We start from the raw sequence: 17,700 nt of genomic DNA on the forward strand, positions 1-17,700 counted from the left end.
TGTACGGAGATCGATTTATCAGGCCAACCTGGTAAAAGCATGGCCTGCCTAACGGCAGGCCGTTACCGGCCCGCACACAAAAAATCTGACAGTCCCGCGTGTGCTGAACGTTTTTGTTTCGCGCCTTACGCGCGAGTCACTTTTGTCATTGCGACAAAAGTAACCAAAAACGCTAGCCCCAGCATACGGCCCTTCGCTTCGCTGCGGGTACCCTCGCTCCGGCACTGCTCCGGGGGCACGTCACGACGGGCCGTCCCTGGCCCATCGTTCCTTTCGCGGCATCCTTGCCGCTCAACCCCCTACGCAGCACCTCCACTCGGCCTCCTGAAGGGGCGGGTAAATCAAGATCAAAGGCCCCTCACCCCAGCCCTCTCCCGCACGCGGGAGAGGGGGCCGCTTTTCGTAGGAGCTAGCTTGCTGGCGAACCCTGGAAAAGGTAATTCGCGACCTGCTTTTGCAGGATTCGCTAGCAAGCTAGCTCCTACAAAATCAAATGCAATCGTCGCCATACGTCACCCCTCGCCCGCGTGCGGGAGAGGGGCCGGGGGTGAGGGGCTGTTGATCTGGCTTTTGATCTACCGCTTGTGATCTACCCGCCCCTTGAGCGCCAGGCCGAGTGGAGTCGTTGCGTAAGGGGTCGTAGCGGCCGGGAGCCGCGCAGAGGGATGAGGGCCATGGATGGCCCTTCAGCCCGGCCCCTGGAGCGACGACGGAGGGAGGGGACCCGAAGCGCAGCGTAGGGCCCAGGTAGGGGCAAGATTTTTTGGTTTCTTTTTCATCGACTGGAAAAAGAAACTCGCGCGTGAGGCGCGAAACAAAACGTTCAGCGCACGCGGTAATGAAGAAGTACGCGGTCGCCTGATAGACCGCAAGGTGCGCAGAGCACACCCTACAAAAGCCTCGCGCGTAAGGCGCGAAACAAAACGTTCAGCGCACGCGGTAATGAAGAAGTACGCGGTCGCCTGATAAACCGCAAGGTGCGCGCAGCACACCCTACAAAAGCCCCGCGCGTAAGGCGCGAAAGAAACGTCCCGACCACGCGGCGCCAGCGCCCCTAAGCGTTCCCCGGCAACACCGGCAACCGAGCCAACCGAGCCGAAACCCCCAACGCCCCAATCAGCAATACGCCAATAAACACCCCAACCCCCATCCACCCGTAGTGATGCCAAAACACCCCGCCCAACGTCCCCGCTACGCTGGAACCGAGGTAGTAGCAAAACAGGTACATGGAAGATGCCTGCCCCTTGGCCACAAACGCCCGCCGCCCAATCCAGCTACTGGCCACTGAGTGCGCCCCAAAGAACCCAAACGTAAACAACAGCATGCCGATCAGAATCAACGGCACCTGCGCAAACAGCGTCAGCAGCAACCCTGCGAACATCAACACAATCACCGCCCACAGCACCTTGCGCCGGCCTAGCTTGTCCGCCAGCGAGCCAACCCACGCCGAGCTGTAGATGCCCGACAGGTACACCACCGACAACAGTCCCACCAACGCCTGGCTCATATGGTACGGCTCGCCCAGCAGCCGATAGCCGATGTAGTTGAACAGGGTCACGAACGCACCCATCAGCAAAAACGCTTCCAGAAACAACCACGGCAAGCCCTGGTCGCGCAGGTGCAGGCTGTAGTTGCCGATGAGGTTTTTCAGGTTCAAAGGTGTGGCGCGAAAGTGTTTGCTCTCGGGCAGGATGCGCCAGAACAGCAGCGCCCCCAGCAGCGACATCACGCCCAGCGTGCCAATCGCCACGCGCCAGTTCACAAAGTCGACCAGCACCCCGGCAATCAGCCGTCCGCCCATGCCGCCAATGGCGTTGCCACCGATATACAGGCCCATCGACAAGCCAATAAAGCGCGGGTGAATTTCTTCGCTGAGGTAGGTCATGCCCACTGCCGCCAGGCCACTCAACGACAGCCCGAGCAGGCCGCGCATCAGCAGCACGCCGTGCCAGGTGGGCATGCAGGCGCTGGCCAGGGTGAACAGCGCGGCCGACAGCAGCGAAATCACCATGATCTGCTTGCGTCCCAGGGCGTCGGAGATAGGCCCGGTAATCAGCAGCCCGATGGCCATCATGATGGTGGAAATGGACAGCACCAGGCTGCTCTGCGCGGCGTTGAGGTTGAACTCGTTCGATAGCACCGGCATTAGCGGTTGTACGCTGTAGAGCAGCGCAAAAGTGGCAAAGCCGCCGGCAAACAAGGCCAGCGAGGTGCGAACAAATTGCGGCGTGCCTTTTTCAATAAAGGCTTCGGTTTGTTCAACCGTGCTGACGACATCGGCGGCCGCGTCACGGGCGGCGTCGAGCAGGGCGGGGGAGGCGGAAGGGCGCACACGAACCTCAAGGGAGCTGACACAAAAGCGATGTGCAAAGGATAGTAAGCAGCGTTTATTATCTCCAATATATTGTTCGTGTTGATTGATCTGTTCTGCGACCTAATCACCTGGGAGCTTTGCCCATGGAATTGCGCCACCTGCGCTACTTTGCCGCCGTCGCCGAAGAACTGCATTTCGGCCGCGCCGCCGAGCAGCTTGGCATCTCCCAACCGCCGCTGAGCCAACAGATTCAGGCGTTGGAGGAGGAGATCGGCGCGCGCCTGTTCGAGCGCACTAATCGCCGCGTGGAGCTCACCGAAGCGGGGCGCCTGTTCCTGGATGAAACCCGGCAGATCCTCGCTCATGTAGAGCGCGCCACGCAGATCGCGCGCCGTGCCCAGCAGGGCGAAATTGGCGAATTGAATGTGGGCTTTACCGCCTCGGCGCCGTTCACTTCCACCATTCCGCGCAGCATTCTGGCCTTTCGCCAAGCGCACCCGGATGTGCACCTGAGCCTGCAGGAAATGAGCAGCCGGGTGGTGATCGAAGCCTTGCAGGAACAGACCGTGCAAGTGGGCGTGATCCGGCCGTTTCCGTTGCCGGACAATATCAAGGCCGTGGAGTTGTTTCGCGATCCGTTGGTGGCGGTGCTGCGCGCTGACCACCCGTTGGCGCAGGGCAACGAGGACTGCATTTCCATTGCAGCACTGGCGAATGAGCCCTTTGTGTTTTTCCCGCGCAGTTACGGCACCGGGCTGTACGACCAGTTGATTGGCCTGGCGCGTACGGCCGGTTTCAGCCCCCGCATTGCTCAGGAGGCGAGCGAGGCCATGACCATTATCGGCCTGGTGTCGGCAGGCTTGGGGGTGTCGATGTTACCGGCCTCGTTCCGCCGTACGCGGGTGGACGGTGTGGTGTACCGCACCCTACTGGATGAGGGCGCCACGAGCGCGGTGTGGTTGGTGGTGCGCGAGGACCAACGCGCGCCGTTGGCGTTGGCGTTTGTGGAGCAGGTAACGCGTGAGGCGGCGGGGCCGTAGGGCGAATATCGCCACTGGCGATATCCGCCGATACCCGGTCTTGAACTGCACACGAGGCGAGCACCGAACGGCGGATATCCGCTTTGCGGATATTCGCCCTACGCGTATTACTTGACCGAAGCTAACTGCGCCTTCAAGGCAACACCGGCCATGATCGCGCCAGCGTGGCACTCATAGTTTTCCGGGTTTTTGTATTCAACGCCTTTGTAGTTGCTGGCGATTTCGATCACGGCATTGGCGCCGGCGGCCTTGGCGGCGTTAGCCAGTTTGATCACGGCCGATTGCATGGCCCAGGCACAGGCTTCTTCGTCGCTCTTACCAAAGGCATTGGTTTTCTGGTTGGTGGTGATCAGCGGGTTGATCACATTCACTTTGCCCGCAGGCTTCTTGCCGGCCATGTAGAACTTCACGGTGCCATCCAGCTTGCCGGCGGCTGTCGCCTGGGCGACCGCAGCTTCCATCGGCAGGTAGTGGGTGGTGTCGCGTGCCTGGCTGATGCCGGGAACAGCGGCGAGCAGGAGGGCTGCGGCGGTGAGGCTTTTCAAGTGCATAGTCGTCTCCTTGACGGCGGTTGGGTGTTTTGGGTGTCCGGGTGCAATCAGCGCCAGCGGCGGAAGATCAGTGAGGTATTGACCCCACCAAAGGCGAAATTGTTGTTCATCACGAATTCATTGTTCATCTGCCGGGGTTCGCCGCGCAGGTAGTCTAGCTCTGCGCATTGCGGGTCGATGTTGTCCAGGTTCAAGGTGTGGATATAGCGATCGCTGTTGAGCATTTCGATGCTGAACCACGACTCCAGTGCCCCACACGCGCCGAGGGTGTGACCCAGGTAGCTTTTTTGCGAGCTGATGGCCATGCCCGAACCAAACAGGCTGGCGGTGGCGTGGGTTTCGGCGATATCACCCTGCTCGGTAGCGGTGCCGTGGCCGTTTACGTAGCCAATGGCATGCGGGTCGAGGTTGGCGTCCTGCAGCGCCAGTTCCATCGCGCCGCGCATGGTCACCTGCTCCGGTTTGGTGGCGTGCTGGCCGTCGGCGTTGCAGCCAAAACCGACGATCTCGGCATAGATGGTGGCGCCCCGGGCCTTGGCGTGTTCCAGTTCTTCGAGCACCAGCATGCCGGCGCCCTCGCCGATCACCAGGCCATCGCGGCCGCTGTCATACGGGCGTGGCGAGGTGTGCGGGGCATCGTTTTTCAGGCTGGTGGCATACAGCGCGTCGAACACCATGGCCTCGGTGGGGCACAGCTCTTCGGCGCCGCCGGCAAGCATCATCGGCAGGCGCCCGAACTTGATTGCCTCGTACGCATAGCCGATGCCTTGGCTGCCGCTGGTGCAGGCGCTGGAGGTAGGAATCAGGCGGCCCTTGAGGCCGAAGAAGATGCTGATATTGGCCGCGGTGGTGTGCGGCATCATGCGGATATAGGAGTTGGCGTTCAGGCCGTCGGCCACCGAGTTGAGCAGCATATTGCCGAAGGCTTTGATCTCTTCGGTGCTGCCGGTGGACGAGCCGCACGCCACGCCCATACGGCCGTCGCGAATGCTTTCATCGTCCAAGAGGCCAGCGTTGGCCAGGGCCTTTTCCGCCGCCATCACCACCAGCCGCGACACCCGGCCCATGCTGCGCAGCTGCTTGCGGTTCCAGCTTTTGGGCACCACAAAATCGTCGATGGGGCCGGCCAGGCGGGTGTTCAGTTCGGCGAAGCGGTCCCACTCATGCATTCGGCGAATGCCGCTTTTGTTGGCGCTGAAGTTGGCTTCGATGCTGGCCCAGTCGCTGCCCAGGGATGTGATGCCGGCCATGCCGGTAACTACCACGCGTTTCATCAGCACAGGCCTCCATTGACCGCGAGCACTTGGCGGGTGATGTAGGCGGCTTCGTCCGACATCAGAAAGTTCACCGCGCCAGCGACTTCTTCCGGGGTGCCCATACGTTGGGCGGGGATCATCTTCATCATCTCTTCAATCGGCAGATCGTCGTCGAGCATGGCCGTGTCGATCAGGCCCGGGGCTACGCAGTTGACCGTGATCTTGCGTTTTCCCAGCTCGATGGCCAGCGCTTTGGCGGCACCGATCACCCCGGCTTTCGAGGCGCTGTAGTTGACCTGGCCACGGTTGCCGATCATGCCCGAGACCGAGGTGATGCAGACAATACGCCCCGGCTTGCGCCGACGAACCATCGGCATGACCAGCGGATGCAGGATGTTGTAGAAGCCGTCGAGGTTGGTGCGCAGCACCACGTCCCAGTCGTCCTCACTCAGCGCCGGAAAGGCGCCATCGCGGGTCAGGCCAGCATTGCACACCACGCCGTAATAGGCGCCGTGGGCTTCGACATCGGCTTCGAGAATTTCCCGGCAGGCGGCGCGCTCGGCCACATCAAATTGCAAAATGCGTGCTTGCTGGCCGAGGGCGATGACTTCGGCCTGAACGGCTTCGGCCTCGGCGCGGCCGCTGCGGCAGTGCAGCACCAGGTCGAAGCCGGCACGGGCCAGACGCAGGGCGATGGCGCGGCCGATGCCACGGCTGGAGCCGGTTACCAGAATGGTGTCAGTCATGTGCGGGTTCTTCCAGGTAGCTGGCCACGTGCGGCGGGCGGAAAACATTGAGGCGCGCCTCGGCATGAATGCCGGGGCCGGTCAGGTGGCATTCGAAAACGCCCATGCCGTTGTCATCTTGCAGAGAGCGCAGGGCATGAATCTGCAGCTCGGCGCCCAAAGGAAAGGCATCGACGTTGCAGTGGTAATTACGGGTGCCGAGCAGAAAGCCCAGCTCCACCGGCAAGCCTGCGGCGCGCGCATGGCAACCGGCATAGGCGGCGACGCTTTGCGCCATCAGCTCGATGCCGACCCACGCCGGCAGGCTGCCGTCGGCCTGGCTGAACAGCCCGCCGGCGCGTACCTGCAGGCGGGTGGTGATTTCTTCGTCGGCGTAGCTGAGTACGTCGTCCACCAGAATCATGTCGCCGGCGTGGGGCACCAGTTCGGCGATGGGCCAGTTATTCATACATCCACCACACCGAGGATCAGGCTGATGTTATTGCCACCAAAGGCGAAGGAGTTGCTCATCGTGCGGGGCGGGCTTTTTCCATCCAGGTGGCTGTTGCTGCCGGTGAGCGAGAGGGCTGGCAGTTGCTCGTCGCCCTCGCCATCCCATATATGCGGCGGCAGGCGTTTTGCCGCCAGGCTCAGCCAGCAGAAGGCTGCCTCCAGCGCGCCGGCAGCGCCCAGGGTGTGGCCGGTCATGGCCTTGCTCGACGAGCACGGCACACCGCTGGGAAACACGTTGGCCACGGCCAGGCTTTCCATGGCGTCATTGTGCTGGGTGGCGGTGCCGTGCAGGTTCAGGTAACTGATGTCTTCGGCCTTCAGGTTGGCCTTGGCCAGGGCCTGGCGCATCACAAATTCGGCACCTTTGCCGGTAGGGTCGGGCGCGGAAATATGGTGCGCGTCGGAGTTGGCAGCGGCGCTCAGCAACGCAATCGGAGCCGGCGCTTTACTCATCAGAAAGAGCGCTGCCGCTTCGCCAATATTGATGCCGCTGCGGTTACGCGAAAACGGATTGCAGCGCTCATCGGCCAGCGCTTCCAGCGAGCCAAACCCGTTAAGGGTCAGCTGGCACAGCGAATCCACGCCGCCGCACAAGACCGCATCGCACAGGCCGCTGTTGAGCAAGCGTTGCGCGCTCAGCAGGGCGCGGGCGCTGGAGGTGCAGGCGGTGGAAATCACGTAGCAGGGTCCGGCCAGATCAAGCTGCTCGGCGAGGAACTCGGCCGGTGCGGCCAGCTCCTGTTGGCCGTAGTCGTAGCTGGCCGGAAATTCACCGTCTTGCAGATAACGGCTGATGCCCTGAGTGGCTTCATCGATGCCGGTGGTGCTGGTGCCGAGCACCACGCCGATACGGGCACGGCCATAGCGTTGAATGGCCTGCTGGATATCGCCCTCGATCTGCTGCGCTGCGGCCAGAAGCAGCTGGTTATTGCGCGTCTTGTGGGCCGTGCTTACGCCGTGTAACAGCGGCAACTCGGCCTGCACCGCGCCCACTGGCAGCGGGCGCTCCGGTACCCAGCCAGCTTGCACCTGCATGTCCGACGTATCGCCAGCAAACAGGCGTTCGCTGACCTGGTGTTTGTCGTTGCCCAGGGCGCACAGCAGGCCCAGGGCATTGAGGTAGGCAGTCATGGCAACGTCTCGACGCGGTAGCTCAGGCCCGGCTGGGTACTGAGCTGGAAAATCAGCGGGTGTTGGTAAGTCACGTGCCAGCGCGCGCTGCCGTTTTCGTTCAGGCGGCGTTGCTGGTCGTTCTGCTGCCAGTCGGCGCCTTTATAGTGCGCAGGCAGCTGTTCGGCCGGGGTGAGGGCAAACAGCAAGGCGGCAAACAGTTCGCGCGCCTCGGGGTTGGGCGGCAGCAGGCCGTCATTCTGCCATTGCTTGCCGCTGAGCAGTTGGCGGGCGACCGGGATACCCATCGGGTCCATCAGCGACCAGCGCAGCGCGGGACCTTCCTGCTGCACCACCAATAGCCAGTCTTGCGTCTGCCCGGCCTGTTCGCGCTGCACATGCAATTGCAGCGGCAGGTCCAGGCGCGGCGGCGTATCGGGCAGCGGCGCTTGCCGGGCGCAGGCGCTCAGCAATAGCAGCAGCAAGAGGGGCAGCAGTCGCTTGATCACGAGGGTTTCCGTACGGCAGCGTTAACCAGCGTTTCATTGCGTTGGCCCACGGCCTTGGGTTTGACCAGCTTCCAGCGCTCCAGCAGACCAAAGTCGCTGGAACGGCTCCACCACAGGTACGGGTAGGAGACATTCTGCGGCCCGAACTCAAACCCCTGGTCGCGCAGCATCTGCAGATACTCCTGGGCTGTGCGCTGCACATGCATGGGGTGACGGAACAGCCAGCGAATCACCCAGGTGTCGATGTAGTACTTGGTCGATTCGGCAAACAGCAGCCAGCCACCCGGTTTGAGCACCCGCCAGAATTCGGCCAGCGCCGCTTGCTGCTCCACCAGGTGGTGGAAGGTCTGGTGGCAGAACACCACATCGACACTGGCGTCCGGCAACTCGATCGCCGCGCAGTCGCTGCTGTGCAGCTGCACCTGCAAGCCTTCGCGTTCGGCCTCGGCCCGGCTCATCGCCAGGCTGTGCGGGTCGGCATCCAGGCCCAGCAATTGCGCCGGGCCAAAGGCGTTCTGCAACAGGCGAAAGGACTTGCCCTGACCGCAACCGGCATCCAGCAACACCGCGCCGTCGGGCAGCGGCTCGCCGAGCAGGTTTTTCAGGTCGTTGATGGCCACACGCAACACGTGGTGCTGCCACACGTGGCTCTGCAGGAACCAGAAGCCGAAGCGCGTTTCCTCGACGTACGTGTTCCCTGCCGGGTTGTGCTGCACGGGCTGCATCGGTGCGTTCATAGGCGTGCTTTCCTGTCGGTTTACCGGGCCTGTGTGTTACGAGGTGGCGCAGAGCTCGGCCAGTACCCGCAGGCGGCGCTTGGGCTCGGCGACGTAGGGGTTTTTCAGGTCCCAGGCGTAGCCGGCAAGAATCGAGCAGATCATGGCGCGGATCTCCGGCGAGCTGCCGGGGTGGTAAATCACGTCCTGGAAGCTTTCGTCGTACCAGCCTTCCACGTAAGCGCGGAAGGCATCCACGCCACGTTTGAGCGGCACGGCAAATTCGCTCTCCCAGTTCACCGCTTCGCCGTTCAACTGACGGTCGAGCAAGCCTGCGGCCATGCTCGCCGAACGCATGGCGATGGTGACGCCGGAGGAGAACACCGGGTCGAGGAATTCGGCGGCATTGCCCAGCAAGGCGAAGCCCGGCCCGTGCAGGCTTTTCACGTTGGCCGAGTAGCCGCCCAGGCTGCGTACCGGGGTGTCCCACACGGCGTTCTTGATCAGGTTGCCCAGGCTTGGCGTTTCGGCGACAAAGCTGCGCAGCGCCGCTTCCATGTCCTCGGGGCGGCCCTGGTAGCGCTCGCTGGAAGCGACCACGCCCATGGAGCAGCGGCCGTTGCTGAACGGGATCAGCCAGAACCACACATCGCGCAGGCTCGGGTGGGTGGTCACAAGGATTTTTTCGCGGTCGAAGGCGGCGTCATCGATGCGGTCTTCGATATGGGTAAACAGTGCCTGGCGTACCGGGAAGCCCGAGGGTGCTTCCAGGTCGAGCAGGCGTGGCAGCACGCGGCCATAGCCGCTGGCATCGAGCACGAAGTCGGCCTGCACCCGGTACTCGCTACCGTCCAGGCGGCGCACGGTGGCAATCGGTTTGGCCGAGAAATCGGTGGCGATGATTTCTTCTTCGTAACGGATTTCCACGCCCTGCAATGCGGCCTGGTCGGCCAGCAGTTTGTCGAAGGTGGCGCGCTGCACCTGGAAGGTCCAGCCCTTGCCGTCGGTGAATTTTTCGCGGAAGTCAAAATGCGTGCGGCGCTCGCCCCAGGCGAAGGCCGCCCCATTCTTGCGCTGGAACCCGGCGGCTTCGACGGCCTCCAGCATGCCGGCTTCTTCGACGAAATCCAGGCAGTGGGCCAACAAGCTTTCACCAATGGAGAAGCGCGGGAACAGCTGCCGCTCGATGATCAGCACATCGTGCCCTTTGCGTTTCAACAGGGCCGCGGCGATAGCGCCGGACGGACCTGCGCCAATGACCAGTACGCGGCGCTGTTCCAATTCATGCGACACCATGGGGACTCCTTGTGGCGGACTGTTGCGAAAAAAGACGGGTTTTGCCCACGCCGACAAGGGCGGGCAGCAAGGTCGAAAACAGGCTCATCAACAGCAGGCTGAAATAGGTCAGGGCGTCGATCAGTTGCAGTTGCAGCAACAGGTTGAGGAACACCACTTCGGTCAGGCCGCGAATATTGAGCAGCACGCTTTCCGACCACTTCAACCGTTGGCTGGCTTCGGGCATCGCCCACTGCAGACCGAGCCAGCTGCCGAGCAATTTGCTCACCACCGGCAGCACCAGCAGGGCGCCCAGATTGAGCCAGGAATAACTGTCGCCGATGCCGTGAAAGTCCACCCGCAGCACGCCGCAGGTGAGAATCAGCGGAATGGCCAGGCCGTTGAGCAGCAGCTTCCACTGCCGTGGTGGCAGCGGCAGGGTAAAGGGCTGTTTGAGCCAGGCCAGGCACAGCATGTAGCCGATGCCGAACACCAGCGCATTGAGCTTGAGCTGCTGAAACACCAGCATCAGGGCAAAGAACGGCAGGCTGTAAAACAGCGCGTGGCGCAGGCGCAGCAGTTTGTGCAGCAGCAACGGCAATGCGGCCCCAAGCACTGGCCACAGCAGCGTGTGCGGGTCGGCTGTGCCCTGGGCCAGGCCGAACAGGCTCCAGCACATCAGGTCCATCAGAATGGCGGCGTGCATCAACCGCTTGATGCCCTCGGGCGGGTACTGAATGTTCTGCAGGTACAGAAACAGCACGGGAATCGCGGTGATGGAAAACAGCAAACCGATGCCTACCGCGCTCAACCAACTGCGCTCGCCCGGCAGCAACCACAGCGCCGCCGCGAGGCCGGCCAGCAGCGGCACGATAAAACTCGGCAGGGCGATTTTCAGGCTGGCGCTGCTGACTTCAAGGTCGACCACATCGCTGAGGATATAGCCCAGCAGCAGGGCGAAACTGAGGTTGTACAGCAGGCTCAGCCAAGTGGGTGCCAGCAATTGCTTTGCGCTGAGTTGCCAGTGCGGCTCCACCCAGAACAGCAGCAACAGCGGAATGGCGATGCTCGCCACCAGCAGTTGGCCGACGATGGGAATCAGGCGTTGGCGGCCCAGCAGCGCGACGGTGCCGTACACGGCCAATGCCACTAACCAGAAGACGATCACGTTCACTGCACAAGGTCCTTATCCGTATGGCTGTCGTGTTCCCCTGCCCAAGGCGACAACAGAAAGCTGAAGGCCAGGCCGATGCTGATGGTCAGTCCAAAGTTACTCACGGCCGGCGTACTGGAAAGGGCCAGGAGACCAAAGGACAACCAGGTGGTCAGGGCCGACAGCAAGGTGCCGAGCAGGCTGGTGGCCGCGCCGCCCACCCGTTCACGCATGATGATGGCGTAGTCCACGCCGATGGCCGTCACCAGCAGCAAACCGAACAGACTGAACAGCGTGAGCGGTTGCCCCAGCCAGCCGAGGCTGGCCAGGCTGGCCAGGGCGGCGAGCAGCGACACGGCCAACACCCGCGCGGCGCCGCGCGGGCCGAAGGGCAGGCAGAGCAGGGCGAAAATCAGCAGGCAGGAGGCCAGTTTCAGCTCCGCCGCGCTGATCTGCGTGGCGGCAAACAGGCGGTTCAACTGGCCAAGGCGGTCCACCAGTTTTACCCCTGGCAAGCCATCGGCCTGGGCGGCCAGCAGCTCGGTATTGCTCAGGCCTTGCAGGCTGACCAACCCCGCCACTTCGCCGTTGCCGGCCTCGCCCAGCCACAGGCTGCGCCACGGCTCGCCCAAGCTGCCGGCCAGGCTTTGTTCAATGTTGCGCGTCGGCAGAGCCTGTAACTGACGCACTTCTGCCTGCACCTGCTCACGGCTGACGCCGAGGGCCTGCAGCGCCTCGCTGGCCGCCGGTACGCGGCCAAGCGAATCTCGCAGGCTGGCCTGCTCGGAGGCCGGCGCCACCAGTTGGCTCAAGGCCATGTAGCTTTTCAGTTTGCCGTCGGCAACCAGTTTGTCCAGGCGCTCGCCGAGTACCTGCTGGCGCTGCAACAGCTGCTCTTCATCCTTGCCGCGCACCAGGTAGAACTGGCTGGTGGGCTGAAAGCCGATGATCTGGCTGATGGCCTGCGACTGTTGCAGCAGCGCCGGCGGCGTACTGGCCCACTGGCGCAGGTCGTCCTTGTGCTGGAGCTGCAATACGCCGGCGGCGCAGAACAGCAGAAACAGCAGCAGCAGCCACGGCGTACCGATGCGCCGCAGCACGCGGCGGCGCCAGTCCAGCAAGCGCTCGGCCAGGCCGTAGGGTTTGGCCCAGGGCACGATCTGCACCTTGCCCAGCAACGCCGGCAACAGGCACACCGCGCACAAATAGGAACCGAGCAGCCCGGCCGAGGAAAAGATCGCCACCTGGCTCAGCGCCGGGAACGGCGTGAAGGCCAGCGCCAGATAACCAATGACGTTGGTGGCCAGGCCGAGAGTCAGGCCCAGAAAGGTAGCGCGCAGGGCTTTCCAGCTGTTCCACGGTTGCAAGGTCCAGCTTTTGGACAACAGGTGCAGCGGGTAGTCGATGGCCACGCCGATCAGACTGGCGCCGAGCACCAGGGTCAGCACATGGATGGTGCCGAACACCGCCACCGTCGCTGTCAGCCCCGCCAGCACGCCGATGGCCGCCGGCAGCAAGGCGGTCAACACACGCATGCGGCGGAAGGCCAACAGCATCAGCAGCAAGGCGCCGACGCTGGAAATGCTGCCCATAAAACTGATTTCGCTGGTGGCTTGGCGTTGGCCATGGGCCGAATACAACAGGCCGCTGCTGGCGAGCAGTTCGCCGCCCTGGGCTTCGATATCGGCGCGGGCCTGGGCCACGAGGTTTTCCACCGCCAAGGGCAGGTTGCCGTCGAAGGCATCGCCGGTGGTACGGGCCCGCAGCAGGGCCCAGGTTTTGCCGTCGCGTTCGGCCAGCAGGGCGCCGCTCAGGTCGACCTGCACATTATGAAAATGCGGCAGGCTTTTTTCGATGCGTGCGCCCAGGCCCAGCCAGTCCTGCTCGGTGCTTAGCAAGCCCTGGCTATGGAAGGGGTCGAACAGGTCTTGTACGCGGCGTTCGACATAGGCGCGCGGGTCTTGCTCAAGCAGTTGCCGGCCTGCGCTGTCGAGCAATGCCAGGCGGCTGTCGAGCAGTTGCTGGCGCAGTTGGGCGAGGTCGTAATTGACGTCCCATTGCACCTTTTCAAAGAGCTTTTCCTGCTGCCAGCGCAAGCCAACAACAGCCGTCTGACGCAACGCTTTTTGCCGGTCGGGGAAGCTGATCAGCACCACCAGCTCGCGGTTCAGCGGCTCGGCGATGATCTTTTCGGCGCGCTGTTCCAGAAGGTCCGGCGTGTCACTGGGCACCAACTCCAGCAGGTTGGCGGAAATCGGTGCGCCCGCGCGCCATTGCCAGGCGGTGAGCGCCAGCAAGGCCACCAGGGCGACGGTAAAGAGCCGTGGGCCCCAGTGTTCAATCCGCGAAAGCATGACGGTCCGTGTCACTGAGCTGGCTGTCGGCATGGCTGTCGGTCAGGCGCAGCACCGTGCTGTCGCCCTGGGTTTCGCGCAGCTCGATACGCGACACCTGTTCACCGCCGGAAATTTGGATGGCGGTGAAAATCTGTTTGAGCAGCAGGCTGCGCGGCACCAGGTCAAGGGTCCAGGCGCTGGCCTCGCCGGAAAGGCTTAGCTCGAAGTCCTGGCGCAGGCCGCTGCTATCGCCCTTGAGCACCGCCAGAAACAGGCGGTTCTGCTGGGCGCTGGCGTTCTGCTGCGGCACCGGCTGCCAGCCTTGCGGCGTGCGTTTGGCAATGCCGTTGCCGTCGATGCGGTAGTCCTGTTGCAGCGGGCTTTGCAGCAACCACAGCAGGCCCAGGTCGCGGCTCAGTACAAACTGCCCGGTGCTGGTCAACGGCTTGGGCAGCGCGCGCAGGTGTTTTTCCTGAATGAACGGCCCGCGCACCACGGCAGGTTTGGCCAACTGGGCGGCCAGTTGGTCGAGATCAAAGGCATGTGCCAAGGGAGCGAGCACGACGGTCAGCAGCAGGGCGAAAAAGCGCTTCATGCGATGGCCCGCTGGACGGCTTGAACAAACACGCTGGGCGAGGCGAGCTGCATTTCCAGGCTAGCGATTTCCACCGCCACCTGCACGCTGCTGCCACGGGTCATACGCTCGCCCGTTTCGGCATCGGTGATCAGGTAGTTGATCTTCAGGCGGTTCTCCCACTCCACCAGATCGGCACGCACGGTCAGGCGCTGGCCAAACTTGGCGCCGCGCATATAGCGCAGCTGCAGGTCGATGATCGGCCAGGCGTAACCGGCGTCGCGCATGTTGGCGTAGTTGTGGCCGATCTTGTCCAGCAGGGCGCAGCGCGCCACTTCCAGGTACTTGACGTAGTGGCCGTGCCAGACCACCTCCATCATGTCGACGTCGAAGAACGGCACGAGGATTTCCACCTCGGCCTGAATCACCCCATTGCTACGCATACAGGCTCCAATGGCGGTTGCGGATACGGGTCAGGCACAGGCGCAGTTCACGCTCCAGGGCGCGGTCTTCGATCACCGGCGGGAAGTCTTCGCCCAGTTGCTGGTGCATGGCGGCGAGCGACGGCGGCAGCGGCCGGGCGTCCTCTTCGTGGCCCCGCAGCCACACGCCCTGGTTGGCGGCGATCAGGGTGGCGGCGGCCACCTGTTCGGTCAGCTCCAGGCTGCGCAGGGCATCGCGGGCGGCGATGGTGCCCATGCTCACTTTGTCCTGGTTGTGGCATTCGGTGGAGCGCGAGAACACGCTGGCCGGCATGCTGTTTTTCAGGGCTTCGGCGGTCCAGGCGCTGGCGCCGATCTGCACGGCCTTGAAGCCGTGGTTGATCATGGCGGTGTGCGCCGGCGCGCCGGAGAGGTTGCTGGGTAGGCCGTGGTTGTAGCGGGTGTCCACCAGCAGCGCGAGCTGACGGTCGAGCAGGTCGGCGACGTTGGCCACCAGGTTTTTCAGCCCGTCCATGGCAAAGGCGATATGCCCGCCGTAGAAGTGCCCACCGTGCAGCACGCGCTCGGCTTCGGCGTCGATGATCGGGTTGTCGTTGGCGCTGTTGAGTTCGATCTCGATGAACTGGCGCAGCCAGCCCAGGCTGTCGGCCAGCACGCCCAGTACGTGCGGCGCGCAACGCAGCGAGTAGCGGTCTTGCAGGCGGTGCAAAGGTGCGGTCGGCGCGTCGATGGCCAGGTCTTGGCGCAACCAGGCGGCCACCTGGGTTTGCCCCGGGTGCGGCTTGGCGGCGAACAGGCGCTCGTCGAAATGCTCGGGGTTGCCTTGCAGCGCCACCACGTTCAGCGCGGTGATGCGTGTGGCCAGTTGCAGCAGGTAGTCGGCGCGCGAATAGGCCAGGCACGCCAGGCCAGTCATCACCGCCGTGCCGTTCATCAGCGCCAGGGCTTCTTTAGGGCGCAAGGTCAGCGGCTGCCAGTCCAGCTCGGCATGCACGTCGGCGGCGCTGCGCACTTGGCCCTTGTAGAGCACGTCGCGCACGCCGGTAAGGGTGGCCGCGACATAGGACAGCGGCGTGAGGTCGCCGCTGGCGCCCACCGAGCCTTCTTCCGGAATCAGCGGCAATACGTCGTGGTCGAGGAAGGCTTGCAGGCGTTCCAGCAATTCGACACGCACGCCGGACACGCCCTGGCACAGCGACTGCAACCTCGCCGCCAGTACCGCGCGGGTGGCCACCGGGTCGAGCAGTTTGCCCAGCCCGCAGCCATGGAAGGTGAACAGGTGTTGGGGCAGGGCTTCCACGTGCTCCAGCGGCACGGCCACCACGCAGGAGTCGCCGTAGCCGGTGGTAACGCCGTAGATCACGCCTTCCTTGTCCAGCAGCGAGTCGAGAAACTGCGCGCCTTTGGCAATGCGCTGGCGGAACGCATTGTCGCTTTGCAATGCGGTCGGGCTGCGGTGTTCGGCGAGGCTGACCACTTGCTCGATGCTAAGCGGTTGGGCGCCGAACACGACGGTGGAGGCGTGCGTGTTAGTCATGGGTAGTCCAGAAAGGGAAGAAGTTGAACCATTGCTGCGGTGCCTGCAGGCAGTAATGCGCCAGACGCTCGGCATAGGCTTGCGCATGGCGGGCAATCACCTGGTCGCGGTCACTGCGGCGCCATTCAATGCGCTCAGCAAAGGGTTCCAGGGTGACCTGATAACGGCCATCGAGCTTGAGACAGAAGAGCAAATTGATCGGGCATTGCAAAAGGCCGGCGAGCAGCCAAGGGCCTTGCGGCAGGTCGGCCGGGGCACCGAGAAAATTCACCCGCGCCCGGCGCCCGCCATGCAGCGGCACGCGGTCGCCGGCAATGGCCAGCCACTCGCCGCGCTCCAGACGCTGGCTCAGTTGCAGCATGATGGCCGCGTCCAGCTCGCTGACCTGAATCAGGCGCAAATGGGTGGCGCCGGCCTGGTTTAGCAGGCGGTTGAAGTGCTCGGCGTGCTTAGTGTGCACCAGTACATTCATCTGCACTTTTTCGCCGAGTTCGGCCAGGGCGCGGCAGACTTCGAGGTTGCCCAGGTGGGCGCCCACCAGCATCTGCCCGCGCTGTTCGCGGTGCAGCTTGCCGCGAATATCCGCCTTGTCGATCAGCGTCACCTGCTCCAGACGCAGGCGGCCATTCCACACATCGAGCTTGTCGAGCAGGGTGTCGGCAAAGGCCATGAACTGGTTGAACACCGAGCGCCGGGTTGGCCGCAGCTCGGTTCGCCCGCTCCAGCTTGCCAGGCGTTGCTGGTATTCATACACGCTGCGCCGCGCGGTGCGCCCGGCCATAAAGAAATACAGCACGATCAGGTGCAGCAACGGGCTCAGCACACGGCGCCCGAGGTTGCGCGCCAGCCACGCGGTAAAGCTCATCAGCAGGTAACTGCCGCGCTCGTTGCGCCTGGCCCAATGCCCGCTACTCATGCCAGCAGCCTCCTGGCCAGAATCACCGGCGCGCGCCAGAGCATGCCGAAGAACAACGTGGCGTGCATTTTCGAGATCAGCACGTTGTCCAGCAGCAGGCGGAAATGCGAGAGGCCGTCCTGGGGGTAATGCACCTTGATCGGCAGCCAGCTCATGGGCTGGTTGCGCCAGCTCAGGCGCACCAGAATCTCGACGTCGAAATCCATGCGCGTGCCCAGGTTCACCGCGTTGATCAGCGCCAGGGTCGGCGCCAACGGATACACCCGGAAGCCGCACATGGAGTCGCGGATCTGCAACGACAGGCTATTGATCCACACCCAGAAATGGGTGATGTAGCGCGCATACAAACGGCCCTTGGGCACGCTGTGGTCGTATTCCGGGTAGCCGCAAATCAGGGTGCCCGGCTGGGCGGCGGACTGCTGCAAAAACAGACGCACATGCGCCAGGTCGTGCTGGCCATCGGCATCTACTTGCAGGGCGTGGGTAAACCCCAGGCGCGCGGCTTCACGTAGGCCGGCCATCACCGCGCCGCCCTTGCCCTGGTTGACCGGCAGATGCACCACGTAAGTGTCCGCCTGCTCGCCCAACTGGTCGATCACCACCGTGCATTCGGGGCTGGACGCATCGTTGACCAGCACGCACGGCAGGCCGAGCACCCGCAGGGCGTCGACCACGGCAGGCAAGGCGTGCTCGTGGTTGTAGACCGGGATGACCGCGCAGACCGCGTGCAAA

At 63.5% G+C, this 17,700-nt stretch carries 17 protein-coding genes; 1 reads left to right on the top strand and 16 read right to left on the bottom strand.

All coding sequences use genetic code 11. From position 1 onward, the window contains the following. Window positions 1–1,054 precede the first annotated feature (1,054 nt). Window positions 1,055–2,332 (bottom strand): MFS transporter, encoded by a 1,278-nt coding sequence (locus PKE98_RS25745; protein WP_271198325.1) that lies wholly within the window; start codon window positions 2,330–2,332, stop codon window positions 1,055–1,057. 125 nt (window positions 2,333–2,457) lie between these two features. Between PKE98_RS25745 and PKE98_RS25750 the strand changes: the two genes are divergently transcribed. After that, the gene (locus tag PKE98_RS25750; protein WP_271198326.1) at window positions 2,458–3,354 is read left to right on the top strand and encodes a LysR family transcriptional regulator; all 897 of its coding nucleotides are present in this window, start codon (window positions 2,458–2,460) and stop codon (window positions 3,352–3,354) included. Between the two features lie 107 nt (window positions 3,355–3,461). Here the strand turns inward: PKE98_RS25750 and PKE98_RS25755 are convergent, their stop codons facing one another. The 15 genes from PKE98_RS25755 to PKE98_RS25825 are packed head-to-tail and all read right to left on the bottom strand — an operon-like array spanning window position 3,462 to window position 17,699. Continuing rightward, on the bottom strand, window positions 3,462–3,905 hold the full coding sequence (locus tag PKE98_RS25755; protein WP_271198327.1) for an excinuclease: 444 nt from the start codon (window positions 3,903–3,905) through the stop codon (window positions 3,462–3,464). Between the two features lie 47 nt (window positions 3,906–3,952). After that, a complete protein-coding gene (locus PKE98_RS25760; RefSeq protein WP_271198328.1) occupies window positions 3,953–5,179 on the bottom strand; it encodes a beta-ketoacyl-ACP synthase in 1,227 nt (408 codons plus the stop codon). After that, a complete protein-coding gene (fabG, locus tag PKE98_RS25765) occupies window positions 5,179–5,907 on the bottom strand; it encodes a 3-oxoacyl-ACP reductase FabG (protein WP_271198329.1) in 729 nt (242 codons plus the stop codon). Before fabG ends, PKE98_RS25760 begins: the two co-directional genes overlap by 1 nt. Beyond that, window positions 5,900–6,355, bottom strand: a complete 456-nt coding sequence (locus tag PKE98_RS25770) for a hotdog family protein (RefSeq protein WP_271198331.1) — start codon at window positions 6,353–6,355, stop codon at window positions 5,900–5,902. The genes fabG and PKE98_RS25770 overlap by 8 nt, the downstream gene beginning before the upstream one ends. After that, entirely contained in the window at window positions 6,352–7,530 is a 1,179-nt protein-coding gene (locus PKE98_RS25775; RefSeq protein ID WP_271198333.1) for a beta-ketoacyl-[acyl-carrier-protein] synthase family protein, read from the bottom strand. Before PKE98_RS25775 ends, PKE98_RS25770 begins: the two co-directional genes overlap by 4 nt. Beyond that, complete coding sequence (locus PKE98_RS25780) at window positions 7,527–8,015, bottom strand: DUF3261 domain-containing protein (RefSeq protein WP_271198358.1); 489 nt, start codon at window positions 8,013–8,015, stop codon at window positions 7,527–7,529. Before PKE98_RS25780 ends, PKE98_RS25775 begins: the two co-directional genes overlap by 4 nt. After that, window positions 8,015–8,755, bottom strand: coding sequence for a class I SAM-dependent methyltransferase (locus tag PKE98_RS25785; protein WP_271198334.1), 741 nt, complete (start codon window positions 8,753–8,755; stop codon window positions 8,015–8,017). The genes PKE98_RS25780 and PKE98_RS25785 overlap by 1 nt, the downstream gene beginning before the upstream one ends. A 36-nt stretch (window positions 8,756–8,791) precedes the next feature. Next, window positions 8,792–10,030 carry an NAD(P)/FAD-dependent oxidoreductase gene (locus PKE98_RS25790; RefSeq protein WP_271198335.1) on the bottom strand — a complete coding sequence of 413 codons (1,239 nt, stop codon included), beginning with the start codon at window positions 10,028–10,030 and terminating at the stop codon, window positions 8,792–8,794. Beyond that, on the bottom strand, window positions 10,017–11,183 hold the full coding sequence (locus PKE98_RS25795) for a sodium:proton antiporter (protein WP_271198336.1): 1,167 nt from the start codon (window positions 11,181–11,183) through the stop codon (window positions 10,017–10,019). Before PKE98_RS25795 ends, PKE98_RS25790 begins: the two co-directional genes overlap by 14 nt. After that, on the bottom strand, window positions 11,180–13,516 hold the full coding sequence (locus PKE98_RS25800) for an MMPL family transporter (RefSeq protein WP_271198337.1): 2,337 nt from the start codon (window positions 13,514–13,516) through the stop codon (window positions 11,180–11,182). The genes PKE98_RS25795 and PKE98_RS25800 overlap by 4 nt, the downstream gene beginning before the upstream one ends. Beyond that, the gene (locus PKE98_RS25805; protein ID WP_271198338.1) at window positions 13,500–14,093 is read right to left on the bottom strand and encodes an outer membrane lipoprotein carrier protein LolA; all 594 of its coding nucleotides are present in this window, start codon (window positions 14,091–14,093) and stop codon (window positions 13,500–13,502) included. Before PKE98_RS25805 ends, PKE98_RS25800 begins: the two co-directional genes overlap by 17 nt. Next, window positions 14,090–14,515, bottom strand: coding sequence for an acyl-CoA thioesterase (locus tag PKE98_RS25810; RefSeq protein WP_271198339.1), 426 nt, complete (start codon window positions 14,513–14,515; stop codon window positions 14,090–14,092). Before PKE98_RS25810 ends, PKE98_RS25805 begins: the two co-directional genes overlap by 4 nt. Beyond that, window positions 14,508–16,052 carry an HAL/PAL/TAL family ammonia-lyase gene (locus PKE98_RS25815; protein ID WP_271198340.1) on the bottom strand — a complete coding sequence of 515 codons (1,545 nt, stop codon included), beginning with the start codon at window positions 16,050–16,052 and terminating at the stop codon, window positions 14,508–14,510. The genes PKE98_RS25810 and PKE98_RS25815 overlap by 8 nt, the downstream gene beginning before the upstream one ends. Further along, window positions 16,045–16,968, bottom strand: coding sequence for a lysophospholipid acyltransferase family protein (locus tag PKE98_RS25820; RefSeq protein ID WP_271198341.1), 924 nt, complete (start codon window positions 16,966–16,968; stop codon window positions 16,045–16,047). Before PKE98_RS25820 ends, PKE98_RS25815 begins: the two co-directional genes overlap by 8 nt. Next, window positions 16,965–17,699 (bottom strand): glycosyltransferase family 2 protein, encoded by a 735-nt coding sequence (locus tag PKE98_RS25825; protein ID WP_271198359.1) that lies wholly within the window; start codon window positions 17,697–17,699, stop codon window positions 16,965–16,967. The genes PKE98_RS25820 and PKE98_RS25825 overlap by 4 nt, the downstream gene beginning before the upstream one ends. Window position 17,700 lies beyond the last annotated feature (1 nt).

This window comes from Pseudomonas turukhanskensis (assembly GCF_027922365.1).
GTDB lineage: Bacteria > Pseudomonadota > Gammaproteobacteria > Pseudomonadales > Pseudomonadaceae > Aquipseudomonas > Aquipseudomonas turukhanskensis.